Origin of the sequence: Arthrobacter sp. MYb221, from assembly GCF_002979835.1 — a bacterium.
Lineage (GTDB): Bacteria > Actinomycetota > Actinomycetes > Actinomycetales > Micrococcaceae > Glutamicibacter.
The window spans coordinates 30,474-50,656 of record NZ_PCPW01000006.1; the positions used below are offsets into that span (position 1 = coordinate 30,474).

At 59.5% G+C, this 20,183-nt stretch carries 17 protein-coding genes; 8 read left to right on the top strand and 9 right to left on the bottom strand.

Annotation, left to right across the window (positions count from 1 at the left end):
* Positions 1–36: 36 nt before the first annotated feature.
* A complete protein-coding gene (locus CQ015_RS08955) occupies positions 37–864 on the bottom strand; it encodes an ABC transporter permease (protein WP_181150384.1) in 828 nt (275 codons plus the stop codon).
* A 65-nt stretch (positions 865–929) separates the two neighbouring features.
* A complete protein-coding gene (locus CQ015_RS08960; protein WP_105649937.1) occupies positions 930–1,766 on the bottom strand; it encodes an SDR family NAD(P)-dependent oxidoreductase in 837 nt (278 codons plus the stop codon).
* 354 nt (positions 1,767–2,120) lie between these two features.
* Between CQ015_RS08960 and CQ015_RS08965 the strand changes: the two genes are divergently transcribed.
* From CQ015_RS08965 to CQ015_RS08985, 5 genes are read left to right on the top strand one after another with little or no spacing between them, the layout of a single operon-like run.
* Positions 2,121–3,017 carry an ABC transporter ATP-binding protein gene (locus tag CQ015_RS08965; protein ID WP_181150385.1) on the top strand — a complete coding sequence of 299 codons (897 nt, stop codon included), beginning with the start codon at positions 2,121–2,123 and terminating at the stop codon, positions 3,015–3,017.
* A complete protein-coding gene (locus tag CQ015_RS08970) occupies positions 3,007–3,822 on the top strand; it encodes an alpha/beta fold hydrolase (protein WP_105649939.1) in 816 nt (271 codons plus the stop codon). The genes CQ015_RS08965 and CQ015_RS08970 overlap by 11 nt, the downstream gene beginning before the upstream one ends.
* A 47-nt stretch (positions 3,823–3,869) precedes the next feature.
* Complete coding sequence (locus CQ015_RS08975) at positions 3,870–5,783, top strand: NAD(P)/FAD-dependent oxidoreductase (protein WP_105649940.1); 1,914 nt, start codon at positions 3,870–3,872, stop codon at positions 5,781–5,783.
* A gap of 37 nt (positions 5,784–5,820) precedes the next feature.
* Positions 5,821–6,684 (top strand): alpha/beta fold hydrolase, encoded by an 864-nt coding sequence (locus CQ015_RS08980; RefSeq protein ID WP_105649941.1) that lies wholly within the window; start codon positions 5,821–5,823, stop codon positions 6,682–6,684.
* The gene (locus CQ015_RS08985; RefSeq protein WP_105649942.1) at positions 6,684–7,391 is read left to right on the top strand and encodes an SDR family NAD(P)-dependent oxidoreductase; all 708 of its coding nucleotides are present in this window, start codon (positions 6,684–6,686) and stop codon (positions 7,389–7,391) included. Before CQ015_RS08980 ends, CQ015_RS08985 begins: the two co-directional genes overlap by 1 nt.
* A 423-nt stretch (positions 7,392–7,814) precedes the next feature.
* Here the strand turns inward: CQ015_RS08985 and CQ015_RS08990 are convergent, their stop codons facing one another.
* The 7 genes from CQ015_RS08990 to CQ015_RS09020 all read right to left on the bottom strand — a co-directional run bounded on the left by CQ015_RS08990 (position 7,815) and on the right by CQ015_RS09020 (position 16,238).
* Complete coding sequence (locus CQ015_RS08990) at positions 7,815–9,458, bottom strand: LuxR C-terminal-related transcriptional regulator (protein ID WP_105649943.1); 1,644 nt, start codon at positions 9,456–9,458, stop codon at positions 7,815–7,817.
* A gap of 53 nt (positions 9,459–9,511) precedes the next feature.
* Positions 9,512–10,123, bottom strand: coding sequence for a hypothetical protein (locus CQ015_RS08995; RefSeq protein ID WP_105649944.1), 612 nt, complete (start codon positions 10,121–10,123; stop codon positions 9,512–9,514).
* A gap of 204 nt (positions 10,124–10,327) precedes the next feature.
* Positions 10,328–10,645 carry a hypothetical protein gene (locus CQ015_RS09000; RefSeq protein WP_146114043.1) on the bottom strand — a complete coding sequence of 106 codons (318 nt, stop codon included), beginning with the start codon at positions 10,643–10,645 and terminating at the stop codon, positions 10,328–10,330.
* Positions 10,646–10,925: 280 nt separating this feature from the next.
* Positions 10,926–12,308, bottom strand: coding sequence for an allantoinase AllB (gene allB, locus CQ015_RS09005; RefSeq protein ID WP_105649946.1), 1,383 nt, complete (start codon positions 12,306–12,308; stop codon positions 10,926–10,928).
* 140 nt (positions 12,309–12,448) lie between these two features.
* The gene (gcl, locus tag CQ015_RS09010) at positions 12,449–14,242 is read right to left on the bottom strand and encodes a glyoxylate carboligase (protein WP_105649947.1); all 1,794 of its coding nucleotides are present in this window, start codon (positions 14,240–14,242) and stop codon (positions 12,449–12,451) included.
* A gap of 261 nt (positions 14,243–14,503) precedes the next feature.
* Positions 14,504–15,400 (bottom strand): 2-hydroxy-3-oxopropionate reductase, encoded by an 897-nt coding sequence (locus CQ015_RS09015; RefSeq protein WP_258138209.1) that lies wholly within the window; start codon positions 15,398–15,400, stop codon positions 14,504–14,506.
* A gap of 37 nt (positions 15,401–15,437) precedes the next feature.
* Complete coding sequence (locus CQ015_RS09020) at positions 15,438–16,238, bottom strand: hydroxypyruvate isomerase family protein (protein ID WP_105649949.1); 801 nt, start codon at positions 16,236–16,238, stop codon at positions 15,438–15,440.
* A 354-nt stretch (positions 16,239–16,592) separates the two neighbouring features.
* Here CQ015_RS09020 and CQ015_RS09025 point away from each other — a divergent pair, with 354 nt between their 5' ends.
* The 3 genes from CQ015_RS09025 (at position 16,593) to CQ015_RS09030 (ending at position 20,179) form a co-directional block, all read left to right on the top strand.
* Entirely contained in the window at positions 16,593–18,044 is a 1,452-nt protein-coding gene (locus CQ015_RS09025) for a cation:dicarboxylate symporter family transporter (RefSeq protein WP_105552550.1), read from the top strand.
* Positions 18,045–18,359: 315 nt separating this feature from the next.
* Complete coding sequence (locus tag CQ015_RS19360; RefSeq protein ID WP_258133479.1) at positions 18,360–18,485, top strand: hypothetical protein; 126 nt, start codon at positions 18,360–18,362, stop codon at positions 18,483–18,485.
* A 164-nt stretch (positions 18,486–18,649) separates the two neighbouring features.
* Positions 18,650–20,179, top strand: coding sequence for an NCS1 family nucleobase:cation symporter-1 (locus CQ015_RS09030; protein WP_105552549.1), 1,530 nt, complete (start codon positions 18,650–18,652; stop codon positions 20,177–20,179).
* The last annotated feature ends 4 nt before the right edge of the window (positions 20,180–20,183 follow it).

Genomic DNA, 20,183 nt, shown 5'->3' on the forward strand with positions numbered 1-20,183 from the left:
CTTGCCGGGCTGCAGGCCATACATCGGGAATGGTGTTTAGCGACTGCGCTTGGACACGTTCTTTTCCATCAGCGAGATCGACAGATCCATGAGCATGGACAACAAGCCCATGGCCAGCAGGATCGCGAAGGTCTGGTCAACATGGAAATTATTGGTGACCACGACGAGCCGTTGACCAAGGCCGGTATAGGAGCCGACCATTTCGGAGACGACCGCGCCGAGCACCGAATAGACCGCGCCCAGGCGCAATCCGCCGACAATTGCCGGCAGGGCCGACGGGAACTCGATTTTGAAGAAACGCTGACGTGCACTCATACCCAATGATGTGGTCAACTGCTTGATGTCGTGATCGATACCAACCAAGGCACCCAAGGTGCTAGTCAACAACACGAAGTAGACCACGCTGAAAGCTACCAAGGCCTTGGGGCCGAATCCGAGTCCAAACCACAAAATAAAGATCGGGGCCAATGCCGGACGCGGGAGGCTGTTGATGAGGGTCAGCAGCGGTTGCGCCGCAGTGTGCAAAACCGGTACGTGGGCAAAGAGCACGCCCGAGAGAATTCCGAGTATTGCGCCGGCGACCAGACCGACCAGTGCCCCCGAGAAGGTTGCGATCACATCGACCCAGAAAGTACTGTCGGTCAGCTGGACAATGAACGCGGTAGCAACATCCAAGGGGGTGGAGACCAAGGTGGAGTCCATAAGTCCCGTGGAGGTGACCACATGCCACACTGCAACAAAAATTCCCAGAACTCCTACACGCAGCCCCCAAACGAGTGAGTTGTTCTTCTGCTTGGTCCGGCGCCTTTCGACGAGAATAGTGCTGTCGTCATAGGCCGGCGGTTTTTGAATTGTCGCGGTCATGCCACTCGATTGTGCCTTGGGTTCCATGGTGAATCCGTTCCTACCGGTTAATTCTGCCGAGTCGTTTAAGCGTTGCTGGTTTGCCGGACGAGCTTGCCATCCAGTGGCGAAGAAGTGTGCGGTCCGCCGGTCACCTGAAGCACGGTGCCGGTAATGAAACTTGCCGCGTCAGAGGATAGATAAATGCAGGCATCTGCGACTTCTTCGGGGAGACCTACCCGTCCCAAGGCCAGGAACTCTCCGAACTTCTTCTCGGTGTCCGCCTGCGCGAATCGTGAGGACGGGGTCAAGGTCGCCCCTGGTTCAACGCAATTCACCCGGATTCCACGATCTGCCCATTCCCATGACATGGTCTTGGTCAACGAGGCCAAGGCTGCCTTGGCTGCGGCGTAGGCTCCACGCATCGGGTGGGCATAGTTCGCCGACCCAGAACCGACGTTGACGATTACCCCGCCACCCTGGGCTTCGAATACCGGAAGCACCGCGCAGGCCATGTGGAACGGCCCGTTCAGATTGGTTCCAATGGTCGCATTCCAGGCGTTCGCCGAGAGATCTTCGAGGCGGCTGGCGAAGTTGCCGCCGGCGTTGTTGATCAGCACGTCAATCCGGCCAAACTTCTCCAGCGCCGCCTGCACAATCCGCTGGGCAGTTTCGGGCTCCTTGATGTTTCCGGTGACAATGACCGCCTTGCGCCCGGTGGCTTCAATGGCCTCGGCCCGCACTTGCAAAGATTCGGCTTTTCGGCCGTGAATGACCACATCGGCGCCGGCCTGTGCATACTTCAGAGCAAGCGCCCCACCGATGCCACCCGATGCTCCGGTGACGATGACAACTTGGTCGGTGAAGTCGTAAGCGACGGTTCCGGCCTTTTTGCTTGCGGCGGTAGTTGGGGTGTTCGACATTGAGTGTCCTCCTGAATGGTGCACGCCGATCGTGGGCACAGCGCCCGGTGTCGGAACGGCAGAAAACCTAATACATTGCTTCTGGAAAAGCTTGCTGTGACTCAGGCCACGTTGCAAGATTCCAGTGCCTATCGTGGCGATAGCCGCGCAATGGCCCTCTTTTCCTTGACCTCAACCCCTGAAGTGAAAGACGATTCATTAACCACGCGGTGACGCACGGCACATGATTCACCCTGCGCATCCATGACCTTCCAGCACTCACTAGCGCCGGCAACCGGTTCAAATGGTGTGCCGATCCAGCACCCTTGGGCAGCATCCAGGGGTCCTAGCCCGAAATCTTCGATTGGAGCGAACATGCTTAATCCACCAGTCAGCTCGGTGCGCGACAGTGAGTCGCCAATGACCGGTTCACTCGCTAAGCCGACCAAGCCCCAGGGAGGCCGAGGTGTTTCGGTGCAGTTCCAAGGCGTAAACCACAGCTTCCTGCATGGAGACCGCCCGGTACGGGTACTGAACGACTTCAACCTAGACATTCAACCTTCGGAATTCGTCAGTCTTGTCGGACCCTCCGGGTGCGGTAAAACCACCGCGCTGGGAATGCTCGGCAACCTGGTCTCACCGCGCGCTGGACAGGTGTTGATCGACGGTTCCCCGGTTAGCCCTGGTAGCAACGAGGCGGCCTTCCTCTTCGCCCGAGATGCTTTGCTCCCTTGGCGCCGGGTCCGTTCCAATGTCGAGCTCGGCATGGAGGTCCGCGGGGTACCGCCACAGCAACGCCGCGAACGCGCCGAAGAGTGGCTGCACAAGGTTCGCCTGCACGAATTCGCCGAGTCCGACGTGTTGCACCTTTCCCAAGGCATGCGACAGCGCGTAGCCATTGCGCGCACATTGGTGCAGAACCCCAAGGTATTGCTGATGGATGAGCCTTTCGCCGCGTTGGATGCGCAGACACGCGCCATTCAGCAAGAAGAGTTCACTAAGCTTTGGGAGGCCGAACGTCCGACGGTCATCTTTGTGACCCACGATCTGGAGGAAGCTATCCTGATGAGCGACCGCGTGGTGCTCATGGCCAGCCGACCGGGCCGTATTGTGGCGGACATGAAGATTGAACTTGAACGCCCACGCAACCAGGAGATGCGCCGAGAGTCTCCTTTGTTTAAGGAATACTTCCACGAGATGTCGGACCGTCTACGCGACGAGGTTGAGATGGCCGAGCAGCGCCTTCGCGAAGAGAGTAAAAATGCTTCCTAAGACACTGAACAAACTGCGCGGGTCCGATGGCTCGACCGTCGCATATCGTCGATATGGCACCGGCGAAAGAGTGCTCACCGCCTTGCATTCCCTTGCCTTGAACGGCTCCTGGTACGAGCCGCTGGCCGCGTCCCTCGGAGCACAGTACAGCATCCTTGCCCCTGATTTTCGGGGCCACGGGCAAAGCACTCAGGGTCATTCGCCGGTGACCTTGGCCTTGGTAGCCAAGGACGTCGCGGCCATGTGGGAGGCCGAAGGGGTAGAACATAGCGTCGTCCTGGGCATCTCCCTCGGCGGGATGGTCGCCCAAGCGGTATCGGGCAGTTTCCCTCAAATGGTGGACGCCCAAATCCTGATGGCGACCCGCGGGGCCTTCGACGAAACCGCCGCCCAGGGTACCCGCGCCCGCGCAGCCGAGGTGCGTGCGCCGCAGGGACTGGCTCAGGCTCTTGAGGCAACCATGCACCGCTGGTTTGGCGATGAATCCGCCAATACGCGGTCACCTCTGGTGAGCCAGGCCCGCGAGCAATGGCTGCAAGCTGGTGGCGACACCATTGCCGACTACTTCGAAGCCATGACACAGGTCGGTGAGTTCCAGCTGGAGACTCCCCCACCCACGCTGGTGGTGGCCGGCGCCGACGATCGAAGCACCGCCCGCCCAGTGATCGAGGCACTCGCCGCGCAGATTTCTGGCGCCGAACTCGTTATCGCCCAAGGCGGGCACCTAGTCGCATTCGACAACCCAGATGAGGTGGTCCGCGTCATCCGACCATTCCTGGACGCTTTGGACTGCTGGCCGCGTTAGCCACCGAAATTTTGTATCTTTTAACTTCATTGCACTACGGAGACGACATGAACACCACGCTGGAACGACACTACGCGCAGCTACTCGAAGGAGATCTGCGCGCGCATCGCAACGGGTTTCAATCCCCGGCGCTGATCATGCTCACCGCCCACATCACCGCAGACGCCAGCGTCCTGCGTGATGAATGGCGCCCAAGCATTCCCGCGCTTCCAATCAGTGGACTGAGCCCAGAGATCGAGGCCGAAGCCATCAACTATTGCATCGAGCGTCTGGCTCCGTACCTAGAAAATCAAGCAAACTGGGCCGCGGAACCCACCGATCAGATGCGACTGGCCATGACCAAATGGCTGCTGAGCGCCGATAATGATGACGCATATGCGCTCTCCGAGGTTTCCTTTGTCCCCAATGACGCAGATCCACGCCAGCCGACGTGGTCACTGCACGAACTTCAGCCTGGCACCATGCTGACAGCCATCGTGATCGGGGCAGGCTTTTCCGGACTGTTGGCCGGGTTGCGCCTCAAACAGGCCGGCGTCCCGTTCAAGATCATTGAAAAGAGCCACGACGTGGGCGGCACCTGGTGGGAAAACACCTACCCTGATTGCCGCACCGACGTACGCAGCCACATTTACACCTATTCCTTTACCCAGCATGACTGGGAAACTCACTTTGGACGCCAAGAGAAAATCCATGAATACCTGCACAAGTTCGCCGCCGACAACGGCCTGTTGGAGCATATAGTCTTCGGCAAGGAAGTCACCGCTACCGTCTGGGACAAGCAGAGCAGCACGTGGCGACTCACTACCCGACAGCCGGACGGCAGCGAAGAAAAATTCGAGTCAAATCTCGTGGTCAGCGCGGTAGGCCAGCTCAATCGACCATCCATCCCGAATTTGCCGGGCTTGGACAGCTTCACCGGCCCGGTAGTGCACTCGGCCCGATGGGACCATGAACTGGATTTCACCGGTAAAAAGGTCGTGGTGATCGGCACCGGCGCCAGCGCCTTGCAGTTCGCCCCGGCCGTCGCGAAGGTCGCCGAACAGATGACGATTTTCCAGCGCAGTGCCCCGTGGCTGCGCAAGACCCCGGTGCTACGCCAAAATATCGAAGAAAACGAACGCTGGATACTGCTCAATCTGAACCAGTACCGCGCTTTCTACCGTTACTCGCTGTTCTTGCCACGAGTGGTGGGCAACTTAGCGGCAGCCACCGTGGATCAGGACTACCCACCCACCGAGTTCGCCGTTTCCGCCGCCAACGAACGGTTGCGCGCGGACCTGACTTCCTATTTGGAGGAACAGGCCGGGGATGACGAAGAGCTACGCAAGGCGATCATTCCGAACTACCCTCCGGCAGCCAAGCGCATCATCTGCGATGACGGAACCTGGGTGAAGACCCTCAAACGCGACAACGTCCGACTGGTCAGCCAAGGAGTGAATCGCGTTGATGAAACCGGCGTGTGGCTGGGCGAAGAACATATCGACGCGGACATTATTTTGCTGGGTACCGGGTTCAAGGCCTCGGACTTCCTGGTTCCCATGAGCGTGAGCGGAATCGACGGGAAGGATTTGCACGAAACCTGGGGTATCGACGCCAGCGCCTACATGGGCACTGCTCTGCCGGGATATCCGAACTTCTTCTGCATGTACGGGCCGAATACCAACACCGTCATCCACGGCAATCTCGTCTTCTTCCTCGAGTGCCAAGCCAACTATATTGTCGACGCCATCAAGACGTTGGCAGTAACCGGAAAAAGTTCACTGAATTTGAAAAACGACGTATTCGAAGCCTACGACCAGCGAGTAGTCTCCGAAAGCGCCAAGCGCACCTGGGGCTGGTCTAAAACCCACAGTTGGTACATGAACGCCGAAGGACGCTCCACCATCATGTGGCCGTTTCCAGCGCGCGAATATTATGAGGGCACGCTCGCGCTGAACGCCGACGATTACGAACTTCGCTAAACCGTCAGACTAAGAAACCGCTTCAACGGAGGTTATTGTGCTTACCGAAACTACTGAAATCACCGAGAACTTGGACCTCGTCTCCGACTTGGAAACCCGCTATCTCTCCGGCGGACCGCGGAACGCTCCGATCATTGTGTTCATGCACGACGGTGCTTACGGCGGCGCGTCAGATGTGACGTGGGGAAAGATTTTGCCCGAAGCCGCGAAGAAATACCGCGTGATCGCTCCGGATCTGCTTGGGTATGGTGGCAGCGCCAAGTCGGTTCGCGCGGACGTCTCCCCCTTTGCCTTTCGTATTCGGCACATTTTCTCGCTGCTGGATCACCTCGGCATCACCGAGCCGGTGCATTTTGTCGGAAACTCATTCGGCGGCTCTATTGGACTACGTGCCTTGGCTGACGAGCAATACCGCCACCGCATCGCCTCGGTGAGTACCTTCAATGGTTCAGGAGGCCCCTGGAAAGCGCCAGATATGACCAAGCTCGGCGCGTTCGACGGCACCCGCGAATCCCTCGAGCAGCTGGTGGACCTGTTATGCGACCAGGTCGATGATAAATCAGAGCATGTGGCGGCCCGCTACAAGTGGGCGATTACGCCAGGGCACTTCATCACCATGCGCGCCCCACATACCCAGCTTCCGGAGGCTCTAAAAGTCGAGCGTCCGGCAGACACCTTCCCGGCGCAGCTGAAGGAAGTAACCACCCCAGCATTGCTGGTCGAGTGCTCCAAGGACACCTTGCTCCAAGAAGGCTGGTCCAAGAATCTAGCTGCGTCGATGGGTAATGCTCGTCGTGAGGTATTGGATCGAAAACATTGCCCGAATATCACTCACCCAGAGGAAGCATGGGATCTCATTGATCGTTTCCTGACCTCGGTTATCGAAGGTAGCGCAAACTAATGGAAGAAACTAAAGCACCTGCGCTGGTTCTCTCCGGTGGTTCTTCAGGCATCGGGGCGGCGCTGGCCGCAGATCTACGTGCCGATTGGGATGTTACTTCGGTGTCCCGTTCACTACCCAAGGATCCACTAGATCGGATCACCTATGTTGCCGGGGATGTGGCCGGCAATGCGCCAGAAGTCGTCCGCGAGTCGCTCAAGGCTCAGGGGCGAGATAGCGTCCACTCGATCGTGCACTGCGCCGGAATCGGGGTATTCGGTCCGTTTATGGATATGCCCAAGACCGACTGGGAACGCGCGTTGTTTCTTAACCTGCACGGCACGTTGAACTTCATCCAGGGAATCGCTGATCTGGTGGAGGATGGCGGTCGTATTGTGCTGTATTCGTCGGGCACAGTTTTCAAGGCTCCCGCCGGAGCCGCTGCTTATGCAGCGTCAAAGGCAGGAATCATCGGTTTTTCACGGAGCCTGGCCGCCGAGTTGGGCGCACGGAGTATCACCGTTAACGTGATTGCTCCCGGCCTGGTGATGACCCCGCTGGCTACCGACCTTGCAGGCGGCGAGGAAGCAAACATTGCTTCGCGTGCAATCAAGCGCGCCTCCATCACAGACGATTATGTGGGACCGACCCGCTTCTTCCTCTCCGAAGGCGCAGGCTTTGTGACCGGACAAACCTTGGTCGTTGATGGAGGTTCCATCCGCCGCTAGACCATATAGTTCTACTCATAACCCCTCAGGTCGCTTCTTCGCGAAGAAGCGACCTGAGGGGTTCTACACGTGATTTGGCCTGAAGGGCGCGAGACGGGCGAAGCATGAAGTTCAGCCACGGTCAGCGATACAGTGCAGCCACTAGCCTGCCTTTGACAAGGTTTTGGAAATTCTGGGTCCATGCAGCTGCGATTCACCCAAGGCGTTTACGGACTCAAATTCCAAAAATGGCATTAACGAACCTGTCGATAATCGGCATATCCCTGATGCTAACAAATTGCTGGAAATGAGGTTCAACACGAAGTCTTCTCAACTACGTCGAAGCTGAGGAGGGAAGACAAAATACGATTCTTAAAGCTCCGCCTATCGAACCGGGCGCGCCAAAGCCAAAATTCACCCTTGGTTGAGTCGATGGGCCGCACGCTACAGTCCCAGAGAGCGTGCTCTGGCCAGCATTTGCTCCAGATTCTTGGCTTCCAGCTTCCGGTATAGGGTCCTAATCTGGCTCTTGATCGTATTTTCCGACCGGTAGGTCTGATCAGCTATTTCCTTGCGGCTCTTCCCTTCGCGCAAGTGGCTGAGGACTTCGCGTTCCCGCTGCGTCAGTACAGGGCGAACCGCCGTTCGGCTTTCTGCCGATACTATAATTTTTCCTAGTTTGCGCGCCGACTCGGAGTCCACGTCCAACAGGCTGTCGATATTTCCCCATCCGGGGAGCATTTTCAGCATGGCGATTTCATACAGGATTCCCGAATCGGCATGTATCTGACGGATTGATGCAGCAAGCTCGGGGGTTGCACCCTCCGGGCTGAGCGCGGCCATCCGCGCGTACTGCCCAAGATTCCCTCCACGACGCAACCCCGTGAAGGGCCCGCGGTTATCCAGCTCAGCAAGGGCGGCATCTGGCTTTCCGTCGGAAAGAAGTTTCAGCGCAACCAATGCAGGATCGAATCCACCACGACCGATGCCCTCGGGAAGATGGGTGTGGTCGACGAGCGCCACGGTTGCAAGGATGTCGTCAAGCAGCCGTCGGGCCAAGGGGGCTCGGGATGCCACTTCCCGCTGCTGCCGCATCCGGTATACCAGCTTCCCCGCGGCCGCGGTGAGACCACAGCTGATCTTCTCCATGGCCAGCAGATAGGCATGCATCGACCAGAATTCATCCGAGTCAGGAGTTCGCGGCAATTTCGCCAACTCGCGTCGCATCTGGCCCGAATCCAGATCTCCGCTGGCAAGGTACGCCCGCGCCAAGATCGCCTCACGTGCGAGCATGGCTTGGCCCCAGCCCACGTGTCCGATGTGTTGTTCGTGCTCATCCAGATATCCCCGGGCCAAGTATTCGTTGCCATCAAGTGCGTGCAACAGGGCGAGCTTTCCACTGGGATCCGATAACAGATATGCATTGCCGGTCTTCCGCGCATGAGCCAGCGACAGTTCATAGGACTGCAGTGCTTCGGCTTCGTTGCCAGCCAAATACAGGCTGTTGCCGACTTGAGCATGGATCAGCGCAGCAAATGAAGACTTCATCCGGTGGGCACCGGATGCCTTGTGGAGCGCAATGCGCAATCGCAGGGACGCTTCACCGGCCTCCGTGTACATCCCATTCAAGCGCAGGTAGAGCATCTCCAGCAGCCCGACCGTGAGCGCTTTGGCGTCCGGATTTAGGAACAACCGGTCCGTTTCAGTCCGCAACGACTGCGCCAAATGATCATTTCCATAATTCGGCGCTATGCGAGGGAGCTGGGGCCCGAATTTATCATGCGTAAGCAAGTCCAGAAGACGGATGCCCAGCCCGAGGTAGGTGTTTTTTCTGGCGATGAACGACGGGATCTGGGATGCAAGTTCCGTGAGCTTCCTCGGATCCAGTAAATACAGCTCATCCCACTTCCCGACCACAATCCGGGTCAAGGAGTCCCACCGCTGCCGCGCAATGGCCCACTCTGCCGCGGCAATCAGGCCGTGTTCACCTATGGTTGCTTCAAGCGCCGCGCCTTCCAGGATCTCCCTTCGCTCTGAACCTGCCATTCGGACTCGTTCCAGCAGCAGCTGGCGGACCATCGCTGGCATGAGCCAGCCGCCATCAGCGCAGCCCTGCAGCAGCCCGCACTGGACGAGGTCGCTTACGGTGTGCTCAGCGGCCTGAGGTGTCCGTAGTAGGCTGCCACCGTCGCCTCATCGAAGACAGCCAAGATGGCGGCCTCGGATAGTTCTCTGTGCGGATCCCGGTGAGCGAGCCACATGGACAATCCGCCACGCAACAGCTGCAATGCCGGTTCTACAGCCTGTTGGTCTTCGGCCAGTTTCCGGGCCGCTGTCAGCCAGCCGCCACATTGCCGGAAGATGGCACCCGCCGCCTTAGAGCCTGATCCCGCACGGCCACCGAGCAGGATAGGGATTTCATCGAGGCTAAGCAACAGGTCTCGCTGTTCTGCAAATTGAACTGGTGCATGCAGAGCCAAGTGCCATACGGTGTGCCCGGGAGAAAGAATGACTGCGGCACGGCGGTTCGGATCTTCTGCCAGCTGCTGATCAAGCACCTCCAGTTCGGAGCAATCGCTGTGCGACTTGGCGGAGAAATCATGGACCTCTCCTGGCCCATCGCCGATCCAGGAATTGGCGAACCAGAACCTTCCGGTGCCCTGAGCCGCACGTACCAGCAACAACCTTGCGCGGGGGTTGGCCCAGCCCATGAATCGCTGAAACGCCGGGTGCGGCTGGAACTGGGCAGTCACTCGTTCACCTTCCGGTGCGGTGTCCGGATGTCTCGGAGAAATGCGGGAGATCCCGTCCGCAATTCTCGGGATGTCCCCAGGCGCTGCTGGATAGCACCCAGACTGGCTATTGTATCTACGAATTGCCTCCAGCCAAGATGCCGCTTAAGCGGCCAAGTCTCCACACGTGCAGTTCGGGGCCCTGCACGCCGCTTCGCCGGGATTTCAGCCTGGATCTTCGAGGCCGCGTTTCATGCGTCCGCTTCCGCGCAGGTCTCCGAGAGCCGGCAGCATTTCGATCCGCGGTGCAGGACGTTGCCGCGAGCTCTGCGCTGGTTGCTTGGCGCCATCTTCTTCGGCCGCGGGCTCGAGGGATTGGGAGGTCTTGGGATGCCGCCGCCAATGGACATAGGTCTTGATCCCGAAAGCAAGGAGCACAGCCACGACAATCGAGCCGAAGACCAGTGAAGCATGCACCGCCTCGGCCAAAGCCAAGTCATCCAGATTTTTGGTCATTATCGAGGTAGCAGTATTCGCGTTCATAACCATTCCTGTACTCGAAGTGACGACTGCGCTATCCCCATATGGCTCACAGTCTATGAGCTGGGAGGCTCAAATCCCGCGTGCCTCATCCAATCGATACCTCTTTGTTATGCGCGAGCCGTACACCTGGCAGTTAATCAGTGAATGCACCCGGAAGCATTGGAATCCGGCGGTGCTGAGGCTACGATGCGGCCTTGCCCGGAGGCCGGTGCGCGGTCCGGCACGCGAAAACCCCTCCCCCGCCAGAAAGGCAGAAGAGGGGTCCAAGGGAAACGGGTTCCTAGTGCTCTCGGGTGATCAGCTTTCCACCGGGAGTCCGGAAGTCCACGTCGGCCCCGGCGATAATCGACCGGCGGACCACGCCGTGCAGGGTCTTGCCCTGGTACGGGGAAATCGGGTTCTTGTGATGCAGTTTGGCCACGTCCACCTCGAAGGTGTCTTCCGGAGCGAAGATCGCGAAATCCGCGTCCTTGCCGGCTTCGATGCCGCCCTTGGCGCTCAGCCCGGCAAGCTTGGAAGGATTCACGCCCATCCACTGCACCACCTGCTCCAGCTTCAGTCCGCGCTTCTTGGCCTCCGACCAGATCAGCGGCAGGCCCAGCTGCAGCGAGGCGACGCCGCCCCAGGCGACGCCGAAGTCGCCGTTCTCCACGTCCTTCAAATCGACAGTGGATGGGGAATGGTCCGAAACGATGCAGTCGATAATGCCTTCTTCCAGGCCCTTCCACAGCAGTTCGCGGTTGTCGTTCTCGCGGATCGGCGGGCAGCACTTGAAGGCCGTGGCGCCGTCCGGGATCTCCTCGGCAAGCAGGGTCAGGTAGTGCGGGCAGGTTTCCACGGTGAGCTTCACGCCTTCGGCGCGGGCCTCGCGGATCATGTCCAGGGCATCCGAGCTGGACAGGTGCAGCACGTGGGCGCGCACCCCGGTCTTGCGGGCGCGCTCGATGACCTGCGCAATGGCCGTGTTCTCCGCATCGCGCGGACGCGAGTTGAGGAATCCGGCGTACTGTCCGCCGACAGGATCCGGCGATTTATCGATGATCTCCGAGTCCTCGGCGTGCACGATCATCAGCGAGTCGAAGGAGGCAAGCTCTGCCATGTCCTCTTCCATCTCGTCAACGGTCAGCGAGGGAAATTCGTCCACCCCGGAGTGCAGCAAGAAGCACTTGAAGCCGAAGACCCCGGCCTCGTGCAGCTGACGCAGGTCCTTCTTATTGCCCGGGATGGCGCCGCCCCAGAAGCCGACATTGACATACGCGCTCTTGGAAGCGGCCGCGCGCTTGATTTCCAGCGCTTCGAGATTCACCGTGGGCGGGATGGAGTTCAGCGGCATGTCCACGATCGTGGTGACGCCGCCTGCCGCTGCGGCCTTGGTAGCCGACTCGAAGCCTTCCCATTCGGTGCGGCCCGGCTCATTGACGTGGACATGGGTATCAACTAGCCCGGGGAGCAGCACCTCGTCGGCGGCCATTTCGATGACGCGCTCACCGGCCAGTCCGGCACCCAAATCCTGCACGGCGACGATTTTTCCGTCGCGCACGCCAATTTCGCGGGGGGCGATGCCCTGCGCGGTCAGCACTTGCTGCCCGCGCAGCACCAGGTCAAAAGTATTTTCGGTGGTGGCTTCGGACGATGCGCGTCCAACAGCTTCGTTGATGCTCATGAGTCGTTCCCTACTCGTTACGTTTAAGGCTTGAGACTAAATTCAATGGTGCGTGGTGCGGTTATTTCCATGATCTCCTATCTTGAAAATAACCGCACCCGCAATTCATGTGGAGTTGCCAGTGGCAGCGACGACCGACCTCAGGCACTCACACCCGCACCGGATTTCATGGGTACCAGCGCGGTAGGCGCATCCCCGATCTCCAGTGCAAGATCTTCAAATTCATTAACCGCATCCAGCTGCGCACCCATGGAAATATTGGTGACCTTCTCCAGGATCACTTCAACGACCACGGGGACCTGGTGCTCGTCGGCCAGACGGTTCGCCTCCGCGAATCCCTCGGCCAGCTTCGCCGGATCATTCACCCGAACGGCCTTGCATCCGAGCCCTTCGGCGACCTTGACGTGGTCCACGCCGTAGCCGTCGGTTTCCGGGGAGTTGATGTTATCGAAGCCCAGGGAAACGTGATAATCCATTTCGAAGGGACGCTGCGATTGGCGGATCAGGCCAAGGTAGGAGTTGTTGACCACCACGTGCACGTAAGGCAGCTTGAACTGGGCGCCTACTGCCAGCTCTTCAATCATGAATTGGAAGTCGTAATCCCCGGACAGCGCCACAACTTTTTCCCCTGGCTTGCCGCGCACGACGCCCAGGGCCGCCGGACCGGTCCAGCCCAAGGGTCCGGCCTGGCCGGCGTTGATCCACTTGCGTGGTCCATAGACGTGCAGCATCTGCGCGCCGGCGATCTGGCTGAGCCCGATGGTGGATACGTAGGTGGTGTCCGCCCCGAAGACCGCGTTCATCTCCTGGTAGACGCGCTGCGGTTTGATCGGGATATTGTCGAAATTGGTCTTGCGGTGGTTCGTTCCCTTGCGGGCGGTGCACTGTTCGGCCCACTGCGAGTAGTCGGGGAGCAGTCCAGCGCTCTTGCGTTCGCGCACGATCTCCAGAATCGAGTCCAGCGCCGCCGCGGCATCCGAGGTAATTCCCAGATCCGGCGCAAAAACGCGGCCGATCTGGGTCGGCTCGATATCCACGTGGATGAACTTGCGCCCGGCTCGGTAGGTTTCAAGGCCACCGGTGTGCCGGTTCGCCCAACGGTTGCCGATGCCTAACACCACGTCCGAGGCCAAAAAGGATTCGTTGCCGTATTTGGTGTGCGTCTGGATGCCCACCATGCCCGACTGCAACCGGTGGTCATCCGGAATGACGCCCCAGCCCATCAAGGTGGGCGAGACCGGGATGTTCAGCTCTTCGGCCAGCTGCACGAGCTTATCGCTGGCGTTGGCGTTGATCACGCCACCGCCGGCAACGATGATTGGACGCTTGCCGCTCAGCAGCAGGTCAACGATCTTCTCGGCCTGGCCGCGGGTTGCCTCCGGCTTGGTGGGCGCCAACGGCTCATAGGCATCGATGTCAAAATCAATTTCGGCCATCTGCACGTTGATAGGCAAGTCGATCAGCGCAGGACCGGGGCGGCCCGAACGCATGATCTGGAAAGCCTTGGCGAAGGTTCCCGGAACGAGCCCCGGCTCCAGCACGGTGCTCGCGTATTTGGTCACCGGCTTCGCGATGGATTCGATATCCACCGCCTGGAAGTCTTCCTTGTGCAAAACGTGGGTTGGCGCCTGGCCGGTGATGCACAGCATCGGGATCGAGTCGGCGATGGCCGCATACAGGCCGGTGATCATGTCGGTGCCGGCCGGCCCGGAGGTACCCAGGCACAGGCCGATCTTGCCGCTGGCCCGCGAGTAGCCGTCAGCTGCATGCGAGGCTCCCTCGACGTGGCGGTGCAGCGTATGGCGGATTCCGCCATGCTGTTTCATCGCCGAGTACAGCGGGTTGATTGCCGCGCCGGGCAAGCCGAACGCTTCGGTGGCGCCTTCCTTTTCCAGGATCAGCACGATGGCATCTACTGCGCGCATCTTAGGCATTGAAATCACACATCCTTATCGATGGTTCGGCCCCGAATGGAGCGGTGAAAGAAGAAACAAGATTATGAGGGAATGACCTGTGGCGGGCCGACGAAGTGAATCGACCTCACGCCCACCCCGAGCACCGGAAGCCGGACTCGAACTGGAACGAAGGACTCCATCGGCTGGCGAATACAGTTGTTCGCCAGCAGGTGGGCCGGCTGCCGAAGGCAGGCGCAGGACCCGCCACAGGAAGTTTGAGGGGAAGAGCAGGAGAGAAACTTACTCGCTTTGACCCGAAAGGCGCTGCACTCCGCGGAAGAGACCCGAGTGATCCAGCGCGCCGTCGCCGCTGGCGACGGTGGAACCCACCAGCTGGGCGACGAGCGAACCCATCGGAAGCACCACGCCGGCTTCGCGGGCGGCCGAGGTGACGATGCCCATGTCCTTGTGGTGCAGGGCCAGGCGGAAGCCCGGTCCGAATTCACGGTCCAGGATCTTCTGGCCCTTCTGGTCAAGCACCTTGGAGCCGGCGAGTCCCCCGCCGAGCACCTTCAGTGCCGAATCGGTGTCTACGCCATAGGCTTCGAGGAAGACCACCGCTTCGCTCAGCGCCTGGATATTTGCCGCGACGATCAGCTGGTTTGCGGCCTTGACGGTTTGCCCGGATCCGGAGGGACCGACCAGGACGATGGTCTTGCCCACCGCTTCGAGGACCGGCTTGGCATCTGCGAAGTCCGCCGGTTCGCCGCCGACCATAATGGAGAGCACCGCGTCGATGGCGCCCTGCTCGCCACCGGATACCGGCGCGTCCAGTGGACGCAGCCCGGCCTCGCGCGCCGCATTCGAAAGGTTCACCGCAACGTCGGGACGGATGGAGGAATTATCGATCCAGATGGCCCCGGATTTTGCGTGCGCGAACAGGCCCTCTGCGCCGGTGGTGACCGCTTCGACATCGGGAGAGTCCGGAACCATTGTGATGATGACGTCGGCGTCCTTGACCGCTTCGGCGATCGACTTTGCCGCGTGGCCGCCGGCTGCCGCAAGCTCGGTGGTGGCTTTTTCACTGCGGTTGAAACCGGTGACGTTGAAGCCTGCGGTGACGAGGTTCTTGGCCATGGGCAGTCCCATGATTCCCAAACCGATAAAAGCTACATTCTGTGACATGTGATTCTCCAAAGTGTTTTGGCGGCCCGCACGAGGGGCGAGTGGAAGTTTAGGAGGCGTTGGCACCGGCGGTGGCAAGCCATTGGAAGGCGGTCTGCGCGTCCTGCTTGTACTCCAGAGCTACCTTGCCGGTGTATCCAAGCTGGCGGGAGCGTTCAATCCAGGCAAGCAAGGGCAGATCACCAGTTCCTGGCGCCCCACGGCCAGGCGCGTCGGCGATCTGGATGTGGCCGAATTCTTTCGCGTGGCTTTCGATAACCTGCGGGACATCGTCGCCGTTGACCGCTAGGTGGTAGAAGTCGGCCAGCAGGGCAATGTTGTTCTTGCCCGCTTCCTTGACCTTAGTGACCACGTCCAGTGCCTCGGCGGCGGTCTTCAGCGGGTAGGCCTCGGTGCCGGAGACCGGTTCGATCAGGACGGTGCCTTCGATGCGTTCGATGCCCCCGGCGGCAACCAACAGGTTTTCAATGGCCAGCGCGTCTTGAGCCTGCGCAGTGGATTCCGCAAGACGATTTCCATAGAGGGCGTTGAAGGATTTGCATCCGGTGGCCTCGCCGATAGCGGCGACCACGTCCACGTTCTCACGGAACTCTGCACTGCGCCCGACCCAGGAAACTAGTCCGCGGTCCCCCGCAGGCATGTCACCGGCGAAGAAGTTCAATCCGTCCAGCTGCACGCCCGCGTTCTTGATCGAGCTAACGAACTCATCTACCTGCTTGTCGCTTGGCACGGCGGTGGCAAATGGCCACCAGAATTCGACGCTGTCGAATCCCGCCTGCTTGGCTGCTTCGGCACGCTGGTTGATGGGTAGTTCGGTGAGCAGAATCGAGCAGTTCAGAGTGTAAGACACTGGATTTCCCTTCAAAACCTATTTCAAATATTCCACTTCATGGAATGTTTGTTTTGCTTTATGAAAACTCTAAGTCGAGACACAGATCACTGTCAACCCTCTAGGGCCCTTCGTTTCGCGCATCGCAAACAGGAGCGCGCCACGGGAGCCAGCCCTTGCAAAATGCACGAGGGCCACCGGAGGGAAGGGCGCGAAAGCGGATAGGCGGGTCACCTATTTCGCATTATGGAAAGAAATCATTTCGCATATCGGAATTTCTATTTTTCCTTGCGGAAATCCTGTGACGCACATTACAGTTGGGTCAGTCCTTCGACATGGCATATATCTCGCGAGTAATTAACCTCTGGAGCAGTCGTGAAAAAATCATCATCCAAAGACTTTGCCAAGGCAAAGCAAAAACCCAAGAAGCGCCTCTACAAATCATTGTTCGTCCAACTCGGAGTCGCGGTCCTCGCCGGAGTCCTCATCGGCCACTTCTGGCCCGCGGTCGGCTCGGAGCTCAGGCCACTGGGTGATGGCTTCATCATGCTGATCAAGATGATCATCGCGCCACTCATCTTCTTGGTCATCGTCACCGGCATCGCCGCCGTTGGCGACGTGCAGGCGGTGGGCCGCGTGGGAGTCAAGGCGCTGGTGTATTTCACCAGCGCAACGCTGTTCGCCCTGGTCTTCGGATTGATCATCGCCAACGTCTTCCAGCCCGGGGCAGGATTGAATATCGACCCGTCCACGTTGGACGACTCATCACTTCAGGAGAAAACAGGCGAAGCCAAGGGTGCTGCCGACTTTATTCTCGGCATCATCCCGGTCAGCGTAATCGGCGCCTTCGCCGAGAACAATCTGCTGCAGGTCCTCTTCTTCTCGGTATTCTTTGGAGCGGCGATCGTCGTTGTCGGCAAAGAACGATGCATGCCGCTCCTGGCGGTTTTCGAGAACATCCTCGAATTGATCTTCAAGGTCATGAGCTGGGTTATGAAGGTCGCCCCACTTGGCGCCTTCGGCGCCATGGGCTTCATCATCGGCCAGTACGGCATCGCGACCTTGGGCACCTACGCCAAATTGATCATCGCCTGCTATGTTGCAGCACTGCTGTTCATCGGCGTGCTGTTCATCATCGCCTGGACCTTCGCCCGAGTACCGCTATGGCAGTTCATTCGCTACACCCGCGAAGAATTTCTCCTGGCGCTGGGCACGGCATCCACCGAATCGGTAATGCCGCGCATTATGACCAAGCTGACCAATGCCGGCTGCTCGCGCGCCACCACCGGGCTGGTGGTACCCACCGGCTACTCGTTCAATCTGGACGGCGCAGCTATTTATCTTTCCATCTCCCTGCTCTTCCTGGCCCAGGCTTTCGGGCATGACTTGAGCTTCGGGCAGCAGCTGGCCGCACTGGGCGTCCTGCTGCTGACTTCCAAGGGCATGGCCGGCGTCCCGGGTTCCTCGTTCCTGGCGCTGTCAGCCACCGCCGCGGCATTAGGCATCTTCCCGGTAGCTGGGGTGGCCCTGTTGCTGGGCGCCGATCGCATCATGGATTCCATGCGCGTGGTAGTCAACCTGCTGGGCAATTGCGTGGCGACGTTCGTGGTCGCCAAGTGGGAGGGCCAGTTCGACCGTGAAAATATGAAGAGAGCCTTCGCGGGAGAAATCACCAATGAGGACACGGCCCGCATGCTGGGCAAGGAAGAGGAATACGAAGCGGCCGAACTTGCCCGCTTGGCCTCTGGCGAAAAGCCCTCGCCGAAGTTCGGCGGCGGTCCGACCGCAGATGACATTCCCGAGATCACCCTGCATAAGCGCCAGTAGCTGCACCCCCGTCCCCAAGATCCGGCCCGGCGCGTGTACGCACCGGGCCGGAACCAGGTCGGCGGAATTGTTGACCCAACGCTGCAGCCGCCTCCGCCCGGGCAGGCAAGCTGGTTCCGCGGGCACCGGTGCGGCTCTCAGAATGTCGCCCGGAAATTTCTTTCGACCCTAGGCACTAGTCAGCACGCAAGGCCATAACTTCCACAACGTGAAATCTAGATTTTCTATTGCGGTAATGTGATCCACGGCATACAGTTGGTGGACAATCGATGTGGCACACATCTCGGAGTGAATTTCTCTAACTCAGGAGCAGCCATGAGCACACAACTCATAGGGACTCGCGCAGTAAAGCCAGCCTGGCGACTGCAGCACGAAGCCCAGCCCGTGGTGGGCACACCAACCGAGTTCTATCTGAACTTCGGCCAGCCGATCTATCCGTAACGCGTCATCTCGTCCCCTCAGCGGACATACACGCAGCTTCTTCCATACGCATAGACCAGCATGATTCATACATGCGCGCTGTCGATAATTCGTTGTCCCTAAAGCTTCTCACTGTCGAGAACAGACTTCGATCCTCAGCACGCACCTGAGAATAGGACCTCACCATGGGGCAAAAAACTCCGGAGACCACCTCCGCGCCGACGATCATTACCCAATCGCACAACGAACGCATTGACCGTTCCAACCCGCATGAGCTCAGCGCCACGCTGTACAACGAGGACCTCGCGCCGACTACCCGTGCCGGACGCACCTGGAACTCGTACAGCATCTTCACCCTCTGGGCCAACGACGTGCACTCGCTGGGCAACTACGCTTTCGCCATCGGCCTGTTCGCACTGGGGATGAGCGGTTGGCAAATTCTCGGTGCCCTAGGCATCGGGGCAATCCTGCTCTTCGCCCTGCTGACCCTCTCGGGGTTCATGGGCGAGAAGACCGGCGTGCCCTTCCCCGTCATGAGCCGCATCGCCTTCGGTGTCAACGGTGCGCAGATCCCGGCGCTGTTGCGTGGCGCCGTGGCCATCGCCTGGTTCGGGATTCAAACGTTCTTGGCCTCCCAGGTGCTGAGCGTCATGGTCATCGCATTGGCGCCCAGCGCGGCCGGCTTGCAGCAGACGAGCTTCCTGGGACTCGATACCCTTGGCTGGATCTGCTTCGTAGCCCTCTGGGCCATCCAGCTGGTGATTGTCAGCTACGGAATGGAAATGATTCGCAAGTACGAGGCCTTTGCCGGCCCGGTCATTCTCGTCACCTTCTTGGCGCTGGCCATCTGGATGCTCTTTGAATCGGGATTCAACGTCTCCATGAGCACCGGCGAATCAAGGTCAGGTCTGGACATGTGGGTCGGCATCTTCGGAGCCGCCGCCTTGTGGGTTTCGATTTACGGAACTTTCGTTTTGAACTTCTGCGACTTCACCCGCGGCGCCACCTCGAAGAACGCCATCGTGCGCGGAAACTTCTTCGGCATTCCACTGAACATGCTGTTCTTCGGGGCCATCGTGGTGGTTCTCACCGGAACCCAATTCTCCATCAACGGCGCGGTCATCACCTCGCCTTCAGATGTCGTCGAGGCCATCCCCAACACGCTGCTGCTCGTCCTGGCCTCCGGTGCGCTGCTGATCCTGACCATCGCGGTGAACCTGATGGCAAACTTCGTGGCCCCGACCTACGCGCTGACCAACCTCTTCCCCAAGCGGTTGAACTTCCGCGCCGCCGCCCTGATTTCCGGTTTCATCGGCTTGGTGATTCTGCCTTGGAATTTGTACAACTCCCCGGAGATCATCAACTACTTCCTCGGTGGGCTCGGTGCCCTGCTCGGCCCGCTATTCGGCATCATCATGGCCGACTACTGGCTCGTGCGCCGGGCCCGAATCAATGTCTTGGACCTTTACCGCACCAATCCGGAAGGCACCTACTACTTCACTCGCGGCGTCAATTACCGCGCAGTGGCTGCCCTGGCGGTCAGCTCGGTCGTCGCCTTGCTCCTGGCATTCCTGCCCGCACTGCACGTTGTCGGGCCGTTCGCGTGGTTCCTCGGTTCCGGAGCCGGCGCAGTTGCCTACCTGATACTCGCCAAGCGCCGCCTCGACCTGACGGATATTGACGGCGAAGCCATCGCGGTCACCCCAAAGCACTGATTTC